This window comes from Xanthomonas sp. NCPPB 2586, from assembly GCF_041475775.2.
GTDB lineage: Bacteria > Pseudomonadota > Gammaproteobacteria > Xanthomonadales > Xanthomonadaceae > Xanthomonas > Xanthomonas campestris.
This window is the reverse complement of the sequence record NZ_CM192981.1, coordinates 3,922,416-3,934,856: the sequence shown is the minus strand read 5'-3', so window position 1 is coordinate 3,934,856 and position 12,441 is coordinate 3,922,416. Positions and strand designations below refer to the sequence as shown.

General features: G+C 67.3%; 11 protein-coding genes and 1 other RNA gene. 6 read left to right on the top strand and 6 right to left on the bottom strand.

Going from position 1 to position 12,441, the window contains the following annotated elements:
- Positions 1-27 precede the first annotated feature (27 nt).
- The gene (locus tag ACCQ09_RS17195) at positions 28-891 is read right to left on the bottom strand and encodes an alpha/beta hydrolase (RefSeq protein WP_016944041.1); all 864 of its coding nucleotides are present in this window, start codon (positions 889-891) and stop codon (positions 28-30) included.
- A gap of 141 nt (positions 892-1,032) precedes the next feature.
- Here ACCQ09_RS17195 and ACCQ09_RS17190 point away from each other — a divergent pair, with 141 nt between their 5' ends.
- Complete coding sequence (locus tag ACCQ09_RS17190; protein WP_011036080.1) at positions 1,033-1,692, top strand: TetR/AcrR family transcriptional regulator; 660 nt, start codon at positions 1,033-1,035, stop codon at positions 1,690-1,692.
- Between the two features lie 397 nt (positions 1,693-2,089).
- On the opposite strand, the gene ACCQ09_RS17185 is transcribed toward ACCQ09_RS17190, so the two are convergent.
- The 5 genes from ACCQ09_RS17185 to ACCQ09_RS17165 all read right to left on the bottom strand — a co-directional run bounded on the left by ACCQ09_RS17185 (position 2,090) and on the right by ACCQ09_RS17165 (position 4,801).
- Positions 2,090-2,164, bottom strand: a non-coding RNA gene (locus tag ACCQ09_RS17185) — sX9 sRNA.
- Between the two features lie 456 nt (positions 2,165-2,620).
- Positions 2,621-3,100, bottom strand: a complete 480-nt coding sequence (locus tag ACCQ09_RS17180) for a DUF3106 domain-containing protein (RefSeq protein WP_040942382.1) — start codon at positions 3,098-3,100, stop codon at positions 2,621-2,623.
- 5 nt (positions 3,101-3,105) lie between these two features.
- Positions 3,106-3,459 carry a hypothetical protein gene (locus ACCQ09_RS17175; RefSeq protein WP_040941724.1) on the bottom strand — a complete coding sequence of 118 codons (354 nt, stop codon included), beginning with the start codon at positions 3,457-3,459 and terminating at the stop codon, positions 3,106-3,108.
- Positions 3,456-4,019: an RNA polymerase sigma factor gene (locus ACCQ09_RS17170; RefSeq protein WP_014506786.1), complete on the bottom strand. Its 564-nt coding sequence runs from the start codon at positions 4,017-4,019 to the stop codon at positions 3,456-3,458. The genes ACCQ09_RS17175 and ACCQ09_RS17170 overlap by 4 nt, the downstream gene beginning before the upstream one ends.
- Positions 4,020-4,381: 362 nt before the next feature.
- Complete coding sequence (locus ACCQ09_RS17165; protein WP_040941723.1) at positions 4,382-4,801, bottom strand: hypothetical protein; 420 nt, start codon at positions 4,799-4,801, stop codon at positions 4,382-4,384.
- 173 nt (positions 4,802-4,974) lie between these two features.
- Between ACCQ09_RS17165 and sufT the strand changes: the two genes are divergently transcribed.
- The 5 genes from sufT to ACCQ09_RS17140 all read left to right on the top strand — a co-directional run bounded on the left by sufT (position 4,975) and on the right by ACCQ09_RS17140 (position 12,414).
- A complete protein-coding gene (sufT, locus tag ACCQ09_RS17160; protein ID WP_011036085.1) occupies positions 4,975-5,529 on the top strand; it encodes a putative Fe-S cluster assembly protein SufT in 555 nt (184 codons plus the stop codon).
- Positions 5,530-5,593: 64 nt separating this feature from the next.
- On the top strand, positions 5,594-6,679 hold the full coding sequence (locus ACCQ09_RS17155) for a branched-chain amino acid aminotransferase (RefSeq protein WP_228422063.1): 1,086 nt from the start codon (positions 5,594-5,596) through the stop codon (positions 6,677-6,679).
- A gap of 313 nt (positions 6,680-6,992) precedes the next feature.
- On the top strand, positions 6,993-8,735 hold the full coding sequence (locus tag ACCQ09_RS17150; RefSeq protein ID WP_228422064.1) for a S8 family peptidase: 1,743 nt from the start codon (positions 6,993-6,995) through the stop codon (positions 8,733-8,735).
- A 236-nt stretch (positions 8,736-8,971) separates the two neighbouring features.
- Entirely contained in the window at positions 8,972-10,381 is a 1,410-nt protein-coding gene (locus ACCQ09_RS17145) for a S8 family peptidase (protein ID WP_228427867.1), read from the top strand.
- Between the two features lie 335 nt (positions 10,382-10,716).
- On the top strand, positions 10,717-12,414 hold the full coding sequence (locus tag ACCQ09_RS17140) for a S8 family peptidase (RefSeq protein WP_228427868.1): 1,698 nt from the start codon (positions 10,717-10,719) through the stop codon (positions 12,412-12,414).
- The last annotated feature ends 27 nt before the right edge of the window (positions 12,415-12,441 follow it).

Below are 12,441 nucleotides of genomic sequence, written 5' to 3'. Positions count from 1 at the left end.
CGGCATGCGCGGCGACCCTCGCCAGCCTCAGCGAGACGCCGGGCCGACAAAGTGCAGTGCCTGATCGATCACCGATGCGTGATCGACCATGCGGTTGTGGCCCAGGCCCTCGGTACTGACCAGCTGCGCGTCCGGCCACAGTGCGGCGAAGCGTGCGCCTTCTTCCCACGGCGTTTCGCGGTCGCGGCGGTCGTGGATGATCAGCGCGGGGCGATCGAAGTGCGGCAGACGTTCGCTGGCATCGAAGTCGGCGAAGCGCTTGCCGGTGAGCTCGGACAGCCACTGTTCGAACGGTGCGAACGTGCGTGCGGCGATGCCGGCGGCGGCAAACTGGCGTTCCGCGCTTTTGGCCGGGGTGAGCAGTGGCGCGATCAGCACATAGCGCGCCGGTCGCCAGCTGGCTTCATCGGCGAACACCACCGACGAGGCGCCCATCGAATGGCCGATGAAGGCCGCTGGTTGGCCGAAATGGCGGCCGATGTGGCGCAGCACCTCGACAAAGTGCGGGAAATTGCTGAGACGGCCGCTGCTGGCGCCGTGGCCGGCCTGATCGAAGGCCACCACGGCATACCCCAGCGCCTGCAGGCGCGGCACCCAGGCGGCAAAGCGCAGCCCGAAACTCGACCAGCCATGCGAGAGCAGCACGTACGGACGCTCAGCCGGGTCGCCCCAGAAGTAGACAGTCACGTCCGTGTCGGCGATGCGCAGGGTGTGGCGGGCCGTGTCCGGCAGGCTGGCGAGCGCCGCAGCGGCCTGACGGCGCGTTGCGGGCAACGGCGTCACGAAGCGCTTGGCCAGATAGCGGCCGGTGGGGCCGGGTGCGAGCCGGCTGGCGGTGGCCAGGGCGGTGCGGAGCAGGCGAAGGCGCAGGGGAGGGCGGGACGGGCGCATGTAAGAAGTCCGGAAGGGAGGGCATCCAGCCAGGCGGTGCCGAGGAGTCGGTATGGCCGAGTCTGCCTGCCCCATCTTGTCACCGTCAAGATTGGGTGGTTCACTGCCCTGGTCTCATGATGAGAGCCACGAGAGAAACGCATGCCACATGCGCGCGCCAGACGAGAATTGCCCCATGAGGACCGCACCGTGAGTGCTACCGCCACGCCGTCAGATGCGCCCGGCACGTATCACCACGGCGATTTACCCGCTGCATTGCGTCGGGCCGCGTGGGAGATCGTGGCCGAGTCGGGCGCCCGCGCGCTGACCTTGCGCGCTTGCGCCCGCCGGGCCGGCGTGTCGCATGCCGCGCCGGCGCACCACTTCGGCTCGCTCAATGGCCTGGTGGCGGAAATGGTGGCCGACGGCTACGAGCGCATGGTCGCGCGCATCGCGGCCACCCAGCAGGACGTGAGCGACCCGGTGATGGGCTGCGGGCTGGGCTACATCCGCTTTGCGATCGAATTTCCACAGCATTTCCGGTTGATGCTCAGTCTGGATCTGCGCGCACATCCGTTGCCGCGCCTGGCCCAGGCCAGCGAGGCGGCGCGCGCTTGCCTGCGCAATGCCTTGTCGACCGCCTGGAGTGCGCAGCACGGCAGCCCCCCGCCGGCCGAGCTGCTGCAGCAGCGCACCTTGCTGGCCTGGAGCGCGGCGCATGGGTATGCCGCGTTGGCGATCGACCACCCTGCGCAGTCGGTGCCGCTATTCCCGCCAGAGCTGATCTTCGCGCCGCTGATCCCGGCGCTGCTGGCGCCCTGATTGCAGGCTGGCTGTTCTTCATGGCGGCGAGCCTGGCGTAATGACGTACGCAGCAATCGGGGTCGCCTTGGAGCTGTGCTGGTAGTTGGCGGCAATCGTCAATTAGCGGCTGGGAGCGCAGGCGGTGATCAGCGGACAGCAGGCAAAAAGTAGCAGGCAGCTGGTAGCAATCAGACACAGCGATCAGCAAACATCAAGCAGCAAAAATAGGCAGTCGCAGTGAGTCACCACCAGCAGCTAGCGAGAGTGGTGTGTCGCGAGCCAGTACCGGAGTGGGAGACTGCGTGCGCCGGATGCAATGTTTGACGCAGGGATCGCGCTCGTTGCGTCGTTTGACGACAGCCGACGTCGCAGCGATCGCCAGGCGACCAACGCGGGGATCAACTTGATTTAGAGCGGCCAACAAAACGTATCGAGCAGCCGTCAGGTGGGTGCGGACGGCGCGGAGGAACCGGAGTGTATGCGGGTACATGCCGATTCCGAGCACCGGCCGCGCCCGTCTGGCGGCTGCGCAGTCGTTTTGATAGCTGCTCTTAATGCAATAGGCCGCCGGCACACGCTAAGTGCGATACCGCATTGCAGGTGGCGACTACTCGCTCGCCAGGATGCCGATCGGGTTGGCCGAGTGCTCGTGCAGGCATTGCGCGAAGCGTGTTCTGCGTATGTTTAGTGCAGCACGCGTTGCCAACGTACGCGGAAGGAGGGGATGCACATGCGTCGGCAACGACGATTCTCTCGATGCGCGTCCTTGGATCGAGCATCCACAGCGCGTGTTTTAGGTGCGGTTGCTCTGCCTGGCACTGCGATGACGCTGCAGCAGGACGGGCCGGACGCCTTCGCGATGGACGGTGCAGGTGCAGCGTCTCCGGGTTCCGATACCGCCAGCCCAGCGAATACTTACGCGCACGCGCCAACGCGGCGCATGCGCTCAATCATCGACCGGCGGATGCGCGCGGAGCCAGGCGCTGCGCTCGGCCGGGCTCATTTTCTGCCAGCGCTGCTGCAGTTCGTTGCGCTGTTGCGGGCTGAGCGTGCGCATGCGCTCGAACAGGGCTTTGGCCTCGCGGCGCTGCTCGGGGCTCATGTTGCGGAAGCGGTCCATCCCGGCCTTGGCCTGCTTGCGTTGTTCCGGGGTCATGTCCAGCCAGCGGCGTGCGTGCCGGAACATGCGTGGGCGCTCGTCCGGCGCGTCGTTCCAGCGCTCGCGCAAGGCGTCGATCAAGACCTGGCGTTGTTGCGCGCTCAACGTGTCCCATTCGGGCATGGGCGTCTCGGCGCCGCGCGGGCCGGGCCCATCGTGCGGTGGCGGCCCCGGCGGCGGGCCGGGTGGGCGGTCCTGGGCCCACAGCGCCGCGCAAGGCGAGACGCACAGCAACAGGGTCAACAGCAGGCGCGTGGTGCGGGTCATCATGCTCATTCCATGGCCAGGGCGGTATCGGAGCCGAGCCAGACGAACAGGTCCGGGTTCTGGGTCAGCAGGTCATCGGTGTCGGTGCTCGTGGCGGCCGGTGTAGTGGTCGCCACCTGCGTGGTCGTGGTTGCCGGTGCTTGCTCGGTGGGACGCAACTGCACACCGATGCCTACCGCCAGCAGCGCCGAGCACGCGGTGGCCAGCAGCCAGTGCAGGCGCCGCGAACGCTGGGCGGTGGCCGCATGGCGTGCCTGGCGCAGCTGGGCCAGTGTGTCCGGCGGCAAGGTGGTGAGTGCGGTGGCATGCAGCCGGCGCATCTGCGCATCGAACTGGGCCGGGTCGTGGGAGCGGTTCACAGGAAATCCTCGAACTGTTTTTGCAATGCGTCGCGCGCACGCGACAAATGGGTTTTGACCGAGCCTTCCGAGCAGCCCATCGCTTTGGCGGTGGTGGCCACGTCCAGGTCTTCGAGCACGCGCAGCGTGAAGGCTTCGCGCTGGCGTGCCGGCAATGTGCGTAGCGCTTCGACCAGGCGTTGATACGCCTCTTGCTGCTGCTGTTCGCCGGCCGGGCCGATGCCCGGATCGAGCCAGTCGATGCTGCCTTCGTCGTCGGCACGCTCGTTCGGGGCCCAGAACTTCAGCCGGAAGCTGCGCCGCCGCTGCAGATCGATGATGCGACTACGCAGGATGCTCCAGAACAGCGGGGTCCATTCTTCGGCAGGACGATCGCGATAACCGAGCAGCCGCACCATGGCGTCCTGCACCGCGTCCAGCGCGTCCTCGCGATGGCGCAGGCCGGCCTCGGCAAAACGGAACGCGCGCGGCCCGATCCCGGACAGGAACGCGTCCAGCGAGACAGGCGCCGCCGTTGCCGGTGCAGCAGGTTGCGGATCGAAAGGGGTTCCCACCAGCACAGCGTAGCTTCCGCGAAGACGATATGCCGTCAACGCACGGGCAGCCATCGGGTTGACACGCGATGACACGAACAAGGCGGGGCACGGGAAGTCGGCAAAAATCGCGGCGGGCCGGGAGGCCTGCCGCGAAGCGCCCGAGGCCTGTTATGCGTGTCACAGCGGCGGGGCTAGGCGCGCCGAAACAAGCAGCGGCGAGGGTGGAGACAATTGGCCGAACTGGGGCCTGATCTGTCTGCTTCGCAAACAAGCCGAAGAGACGACCACCGCTCCGTTCAAGCGGTAGGCACTAACGCCGGCGGGTCCGGTCGGAGTATCACAGCTCACACTGCCAGCACACCGCACGCGGGCACGGGGAACCGCAGCTAGCGGCTAGCCCACCAGCCCAGTCCCAGCGCGGCCACATAGCAGGCCAGGTCGAGCCCGGTATTGGCCAGCTGCAGCAGGGTCCAGGCAAGCCCGGCGCCCATCTTCAGCGACGAGGTCCACGGATCCAGGCCAAGTGCGCCGCCCAGCTGTGCCGACGCGATGCCCCAGTTGGCCGCCACGATGAGCGCCACGGTCGACACCAGGGTGATGCCCACGCGCAGCGGACCAGCCGGCAAGGTTCCCAGGCGCAGCATCCACGCCACTTCCAGCGCGACCAGCACCGCCATCCAGCCGGATTGATGGCCCAGGGTCAGCGCGACGAGGATCCAGGCGATGAGGGCGGTGACGCATCCCAGCAGCAGGAGCGGGGGCCAGAGCCAGTGAGCGGTTCTGGCGGGCGCAGAGGTGGGCGGCATTGGAACTCCTGACAGTGCGCACATGATAGAGCGCGTGCTGCCGTTGCGGTGTGCAGCGCTGGCGGATGGAATGCAGCGTCGTCCGTGCTGCACGCCGCAATCGGCAGCCTGCCCGCCGTGGTCGGCTAGAATGGCCGACTTGCGCGCTCCCGACGCGGCCCCATATCCAGCCCATGTATTCCCGTAGCAGCGAACCCGTCCAGTTCGAACGCGATTGCGATGCCGTCATGGTGCCGCAGGGCGATTCGGTGACCCTGCCCGCAGGCAGTTACGGCTATATCACCCAGGCGTTGGGTGGCAGCTATACCGTCTTCGTCGAAGGCAACCTGTTCCGTATTGCCGGCAAGGACGGCGATGCGATCGGCAAGGAGGCCCCACCGGGGCTGGAACTGCCGGAGAACGCCAGCGACGAGGAAGTGGAAGCGCTGGTGTGGCAGCAGCTGCGCACCTGCTTCGACCCGGAGATTCCGTTCAACATCGTGGATCTGGGCCTGGTCTACGAGGCAGTGGTCAGCCATCGTGAGGAAGACAACCAGCGCCGGGTGGACGTCAAGATGACCCTCACCGCGCCCGGTTGCGGCATGGGCGAGATCCTGGTCGACGACGTGCGCAGCAAGGTGGAAATGATCCCGACCATTGCCGAGGCCGACGTCGAGCTGGTCTTCGACCCGCCTTGGGGCCGGCATATGATGTCCGAAGCGGCCCGTCTCGAGACCGGCATGCTCTGACCATCAGGCGCCATGTCTTGCACGTGGCGCCGCGTCTTTCCTTCCGCTCTACAGGAATCTCTCGGTGTCCGTGTCCTTCGCTTCCACCCGCTCCCCGTCGCCGCGCAGCGCCGACGAACTGTCCGTGATCCTGGCTGCGCCTGGGTTCGGCCTGCATTTCACCGACCACATGGTCGCCATCTCCTGGACCAACGAGCTCGGTTGGCACGATGCGCAGGTGCGTGCCTACGGCCCGCTGCAGCTGGATCCGGCCGCCTCGGTGCTGCATTACGGCCAGGAGATCTTCGAAGGTATCAAGGCCTACCGGCATGCGGACGGCTCGATCTGGACCTTCCGCCCGCAGGCCAATGGCGAGCGCCTGCAGCGCTCCGCGCGCCGCCTGGCGCTGCCGGAACTGCCGGTGGACCTGTTCGTGGAGTCGCTGCGCCAGTTGGTGGCCGTGGATGCCGGCTGGGTGCCGTCGGCGCCGGAAACCAGCCTGTATTTCCGCCCGTTCATGATCGCCGACGAGGCGTTCCTGGGCGTGCGCGCGGCGCACAAGGCCTCGTACTACGTGATCGCCAGCCCGGCCGGTCCGTATTTCGCCAAGGGCGTGGCGCCGGTGTCGATCTGGTTGTCCACCGAGTACGCACGTGCAGCCAAGGGCGGCACCGGCGCGGCCAAGTGCGGCGGCAACTACGCCGCTTCGCTGCTGCCGCAGCAGAAAGCCTACGCGCAGGGCTGCTCGCAGGTGCTGTTCCTGGACCCGGTGGAAGGCAAATACATTGAAGAACTGGGCGGCATGAACGTGTTCCTGGTCTACAAGGACGGCACGCTGGTGACCCCAGAGCTGTCCGGCAGCATCCTGGAAGGCATCACCCGCGACAGCATCCTGCAGCTGGCCCGTGACCGCGGCATGCAGGTGGTGGAGCGCAAGGTGTCCATCGACGAGTGGAAGGACGGCGTGGCCTCCGGCGAGATCAGCGAGGTGTTCGCCTGCGGCACGGCGGCTGTGGTTACCCCGATCGGCGAGCTGAAGGGCGATGGCTTTGCGGTCGGCGACCTGTCTGCACCGGCGGGCGAGGTGACGATGTCGCTGCGCCAGGAGCTGACCGACATCCAGTACGGGCGCGTGCCGGACCGCCACGGTTGGCTGCTGCGTCTGTCCTAAGCCAACACGTCAAGCCAAATCAGGGCCCCTGCGCGTCAGCGCAGGGGCTTTTTTTTGCGCGCAGTGCAGCAAGTGCGTGTCATTTGGTGTCGCCGCATGTCATCGCGAGACTGAACGGTGCCGTACGGTGTCACAAATCTGATATTTAATTTTTTGAAAGTGCGAAGTTCTTATTGTCCAGTTCGGTTTGATTGCGGTAGGTTCGCTGAACGGATCGATAACAGGGGCGATCCGGGGACCTCGGCGCTGACCTACGGAAGGCGGCGCCGGATAACACCGCTCCGGCGGTTCTCTTGATATGGAAGGGAATTCGATGTCGACTGCGTCTCTCCGCAAGCGTACTGGCTCGCTCACCATCCTGGGCGCGTCCGCCCTGACCTCGCTGCTGCTCGCGATGCCGGCCTTTGCCGGCGAGGTCTACCTGGATGGCCTGGCCACCGCACAGACCCATCAGAAATTCATCGTGACCTACAAGGACGGCAGCACCGCGCTGGCCAGCCCGTCCGCGTTGACCACCTCGCTGCGCACTGCTGCGCGCGCGGTGCCGGCCAAAGCCGGCAAGGCGCTGGGCCTGAACTCGGTGCGCCGCCTGGCGTTGGGGCCGGAACTGGTAAGGGCAGACCGCGCCCTGGACCGCGCCGAGGCCGAAACCCTGATGCGGCAATTGGCCGCTGATCCCAACGTGCAGAGCGTTGAAGTCGACCAGATCCTGCATGCCACGCTCACCCCCAACGACACCCGGTTGTCCGAGCAGTGGGCGTTCGGCACCACCAACGCCGGCCTGAACATCCGCCCGGCCTGGGACAAGGCCACCGGCAGCGGCACGGTCGTGGCGGTGATTGATACCGGCATCACCAGTCATGCCGACCTCAACGCCAACATCCTCGCGGGCTACGACTTCATCAGCGATGCGACCACCGCACGCGATGGCAACGGCCGTGACAGCAACGCCGCCGACGAAGGCGACTGGTACGCCGCCAACGAATGCGGCGCCGGCATTCCCGCCGCCAGCTCCAGCTGGCACGGCACCCATGTGGCCGGCACGGTCGCGGCAGTGACCAACAACACCACCGGCGTAGCCGGCACCGCCTACGGCGCCAAGGTCGTACCGGTGCGCGTGCTCGGCAAGTGCGGTGGGTCGCTGTCGGATATCGCCGACGCCATCGTCTGGGCCTCCGGCGGCACCGTCAGCGGCATCCCGGCCAATGCTAACCCGGCCGAGGTGATCAACATGTCGCTCGGCGGCGGCGGTAGCTGCTCGACCACCATGCAGAACGCCATCAACGGTGCGGTGTCGCGCGGCACCACGGTGGTGGTCGCGGCCGGCAACGATGCGTCCAATGTGTCCGGTTCGCTGCCGGCCAACTGCGCGAACGTGATTGCGGTGGCCGCCACCACCTCGGCGGGCGCGAAGGCCAGCTATTCCAACTTCGGCACCGGTATCGATGTGTCGGCGCCCGGCTCGTCGATCCTGTCCACGCTCAACAGCGGCACCACCACGCCGGGTAGCGCCAGCTATGCCTCCTACAACGGCACCTCGATGGCGTCGCCGCATGTGGCCGGCGTGGTCGCGCTGGTGCAGTCGGTCGCCCCGACCGCGCTGACGCCAGCAGCGGTGGAAACCTTGTTGAAGAACACCGCGCTTGCTTTACCGGGCGCCTGCTCGGGCGGCTGCGGTGCCGGCATCGTCAACGCCGATGCCGCGGTCACTGCGGCCATCAATGGCGGGAGCGGCGGCGGTGGCGGTGGTGGAAACACCTTGACCAACGGCACTCCGGTGACCGGCCTGGGCGCGGCGACTGGCGCGGAATTGAACTACACCATCACCGTGCCGGCCGGCAGCGGCACCTTGACGGTGACCACCAGCGGCGGCAGCGGCGATGCCGACCTGTATGTGCGCGCCGGCAGTGCACCGACCGACTCGGCTTACACCTGCCGCCCATACCGCAGCGGCAATGCCGAGACCTGCACCATCACCGCACCGTCCGGAACGTATTACGTGCGTCTGAAGGCCTACAGCACGTTCTCCGGCGTCACCCTGCGCGCCAGCTACTAACCGCGCGTCACGCGCGCCCCGGCACTGCGCCAGGGCGCGCTCCTCATCTGCAATCCACTCCACGCCTGCCGATTCGGCAGGCGCTGGGAATGTGTTGCCGCGTGGCCGGGACGGACACCGGTCAGTCGTTTCGACAGGCACCTGCCTGTGCACTTCCAGACCTGCCATCGCAGCGCGCGATGGGGTCCGGCCATCACGCCGCATCTGCGGCACCTCATCACTGAAAGGAACGATCGATGTCCAATGTGTCGCAACGTCGTGCGCCTACGCGCGCGCTGGTAGTCCTGGGTGTGTCCGCGCTGACCTCGCTGCTGGCGGTGCCGGCCTTCGCCGGGCAGGTGAATCTGTCCGGGCTGGATTCGCAGCCGACGCTGGATCGCTTCATCGTCAAATACCGCGACGGCAGCAGTGCGTCGGTGAGCCCGACCTCGATGCGCGCCTCGCTCAATTCGGTGGCCACTGCGGTGCCGGCACGCGCCGGCCGCGCGCTGGGCCTGAACCACGTGCGTCGCACCGCGCTGGGCTCCGAAGTGCTCAAGACCGACCGCAGTCTGGACCGCGCCGAAGCCGAGACGCTGATGCGCCGCATCGCCGCCGACCCGAGCGTGGAATATGTGGAAATCGACCAGATCATGTACCCGACGCTGACCCCGAACGACACGCGTCTGTCCGAGCAGTGGGGCTTCGGCACCACCGCATCGGGCATCAACGTGCGCCCGGCCTGGGACACCGCCACCGGCACCGGCGTGGTGGTCGCGGTGATCGACACCGGCATCACCAGCCATCCGGACCTCAACGCCAACGTGCTGCCCGGCTACGACTTCATCAGCGATGCGGCGCGTGCGCGCGACAACAACGGCCGTGACAGCAACGCGGCCGACCAGGGCGACTGGCGCACGGCCAACCAGTGCGGTACCGGCGTGGCAGCGGCCAATTCCAGCTGGCATGGCACGCACGTGGCCGGCACGATTGCCGCGGTCACCAACAACAGCACCGGCGTGGCCGGCACCGCGTTCAATGCGCGCATCGTGCCGATCCGCGCGTTGGGCCTGTGCGGCGGCTCCTCCTCGGACATCGCCGATGCGATTGTGTGGGCTTCCGGGGGCACCGTCAGCGGCGTGCCGGCCAATGCCAACCCGGCCGAAGTGATCAATATGTCGCTCGGCGGCAACGGCGCCTGCTCGAATACCTACCAGAACGCCATCAACGGCGCGGTGTCGCGCGGCACCACGGTGGTGGTGGCGGCAGGTAACAGCAATGCCAACGTGGCCAATTTCACCCCGGCCAGCTGCGCCAACGTGATCTCGGTGGCCTCGATCACCTCGGCCGGCGCGCGTTCGAACTTCTCCAACTTCGGCACCACCATCGATATCTCCGGCCCGGGCTCGGCGATCCTGTCCACGCTCAACAGCGGCACCACCACCCCGGGGAGCGCCAGCTATGCGTCCTACAATGGCACCTCGATGGCGGCGCCGCACGTGGCCGGCGTGGTCGCGCTGGTGCAGTCGGCAGCATCGCGTCCGTTGACCCCGGCGGCGGTGGAAACGCTGTTGAAGAACACTGCACGGCCGTTGCCGGGCGCCTGTTCGGGCGGTTGCGGTGCCGGCATCGTCAACGCAGCCGGCGCGGTCAGCCAGACGCCGTAACGCGACGCCGTAACGCGTATTTCCCCAGCGGACGCCGGCCACAGTGCCGGCGTCTGTCAGAGCGCTCCCGACGCGGCTGTCGGTGCCTGTCTCTCTCTCTTGTGCCCCGCCCAGGCGGGGCTTTTTTGTGCGCGCGCTGCATGGGCCGGGACGTGCGCCAGGGGTAGCTGAACGAACACGAGTGGACTGATGCTGCCTGGCTTCAGCGGCATTCGGGTTCGCCGATAGCCTCGTCACGTGGGAACGGCGTCATGCAATGCCCGCGCATCCGACGCGGCATTGCAGTCCCTGCGCTGCGCGTCATCCGAGTACCGATGTCCTGGGGAGGGCGATTCATGAGGCAGTCAACGGTTGGCGCAGTGCGCTACGCGGCGTGTGTGTGTGCGATGGCATGTGTGTTTCAGGTATCGGCCGGCGAGGTCAACCTGCAGGGCCTGGCATCGGGCTCGAGCCACCAGCGTTTCATCGTCAGCTACAAGGACCGCGTGGGCAGCACCCGCGCGACCGGGCTGTCGGCTCCGTGGGGCGAGATCGCCCGCGCCGTCCCCAGGCGGCAAGGGCGCGCGCTGGGCTTGTCGGCCATGCGTCGGCTCAGTGCCGGCCCGATGCTGCTGGTGGCCGATCGGCGCCTGGACCGGGTCGACTCGGAAAGCCTGATGCGCCGGCTTGCCGCCGACCCGACCGTCAAGCGGGTGGAAGTGGACGTGCTGATGCGGCCGCTGCTGGCGCCCAACGACCCCGGCCTGCCACAGCAGTGGGCGATGGGAACCACCACCGCCAGCCTCAATGTCCGCCCGGCCTGGGACCGCACCACCGGCAAGGGCATCGTTGTGGCGGTGATCGATACCGGCATCACCGCGCATCCGGACCTGGCCGCCAACGTGTTGCCCGGCTACGACTTCATCACCGACCCCACCGTCGCAGGCGACGGCAACGGGCGTGACAACAATGCCGCCGATCAGGGCGATTGGTCCGCGGCCAACGCTTGCGGTGCGGGCGCGTCGGCGTCCAATTCCAGCTGGCATGGCACCCATGTCGCCGGCATCGTTGCCGCAGTTGGCAACAACGCGGCCGGGGTGGTCGGCACTGCCTTCAATGCCAAGCTGTTGCCGTTGCGCGTGCTCGGCAAATGCGGTGGCTACATGTCCGATATTGCCGATGCCATCGTGTGGGCGTCTGGCGGCAAGGTGACCGGGGTACCGGCCAATCCGAATCCCGCCACAGTGATCAACCTGTCGCTCGGCGGCTACGGCAGCTGCTCGACGATCATCGGCAATGCCATCACCGGCGCGGTCACGCGCGGCACCGCCGTGGTAGTGGCGGCCGGCAACAGCAATATGGATGTGGCCACCAGCATGCCGGCCAATTGCGCGAACGTGATTGCGGTGGCGGCAACCACCTCGGCCGGCGCCAAGGCCAGCTTCTCCAACTTCGGCAAGGGCGTGGACATCGCCGCGCCCGGCCAGGCGATCATTTCCACGCTCAATAGCGGCACCACGATTCCAGCCAATCCGGCCTACGCGGTGTATAGCGGCACCTCGATGGCAGCGCCGCATGTGGCCGGCGTGGTGGCGTTGATGCAGTCGGTGGCACTCAACCCGCTGACGCCGGCAACGGTGGAGGCGCTGCTGAAGAGCAGTGCACGCCCGTTGCCGGTGGCGTGCGCTCCCGGCTGCGGTGCGGGCCTGGTCAATGCCGATGGCGCGGTGGCGGCGGTGATCAATGCCACGCTGCTGACTAGTAATGCAGCACGCACTGGCCTGAGCGCGGCGATCGGCGATTCGCTGTATTACCAGGTCAAGGTGCCGGCTGGCACGCGCTCGCTCAAGGTCACGCTCAGCGGCGGCAGCGGCAATGCCGACCTGTCACTGCGCGCCAATGCACTGCCCACCGACGCCGCCTTTGGCTGCCGCAGCATGCTGGTCGGCAACACCGAAACCTGCACACTGACCGCACCTGCAGCAGGCACGTATTACGTGCGACTGAAAGCCACGCTGGCGTTCTCCGCTGTCAACCTGGTGGCGACTTACTGACAGCAGGGCAGCCGCCTGGCCGTGCTA

Excerpts from the sequence above, each read along its gene's own strand:
- ACCQ09_RS17145 (WP_228427867.1), top strand. The coding sequence starts at position 8,972 with ATGTCCAATGTGTCGCAACGTCGTGCGCCTACGCGCGCGCTGGTAGTC.
- ACCQ09_RS17165 (WP_040941723.1), bottom strand. The coding sequence starts at position 4,801 with ATGCCGCCCACCTCTGCGCCCGCCAGAACCGCTCACTGGCTCTGGCCC.
- ACCQ09_RS17180 (WP_040942382.1), bottom strand. The coding sequence starts at position 3,100 with ATGACCCGCACCACGCGCCTGCTGTTGACCCTGTTGCTGTGCGTCTCG.
- ACCQ09_RS17195 (WP_016944041.1), bottom strand. The coding sequence starts at position 891 with ATGCGCCCGTCCCGCCCTCCCCTGCGCCTTCGCCTGCTCCGCACCGCC.
- ACCQ09_RS17140 (WP_228427868.1), top strand. The coding sequence starts at position 10,717 with ATGAGGCAGTCAACGGTTGGCGCAGTGCGCTACGCGGCGTGTGTGTGT.
- ACCQ09_RS17150 (WP_228422064.1), top strand. The coding sequence starts at position 6,993 with ATGTCGACTGCGTCTCTCCGCAAGCGTACTGGCTCGCTCACCATCCTG.
- ACCQ09_RS17190 (WP_011036080.1), top strand. The coding sequence starts at position 1,033 with ATGCCACATGCGCGCGCCAGACGAGAATTGCCCCATGAGGACCGCACC.
- sufT (WP_011036085.1), top strand. The coding sequence starts at position 4,975 with ATGTATTCCCGTAGCAGCGAACCCGTCCAGTTCGAACGCGATTGCGAT.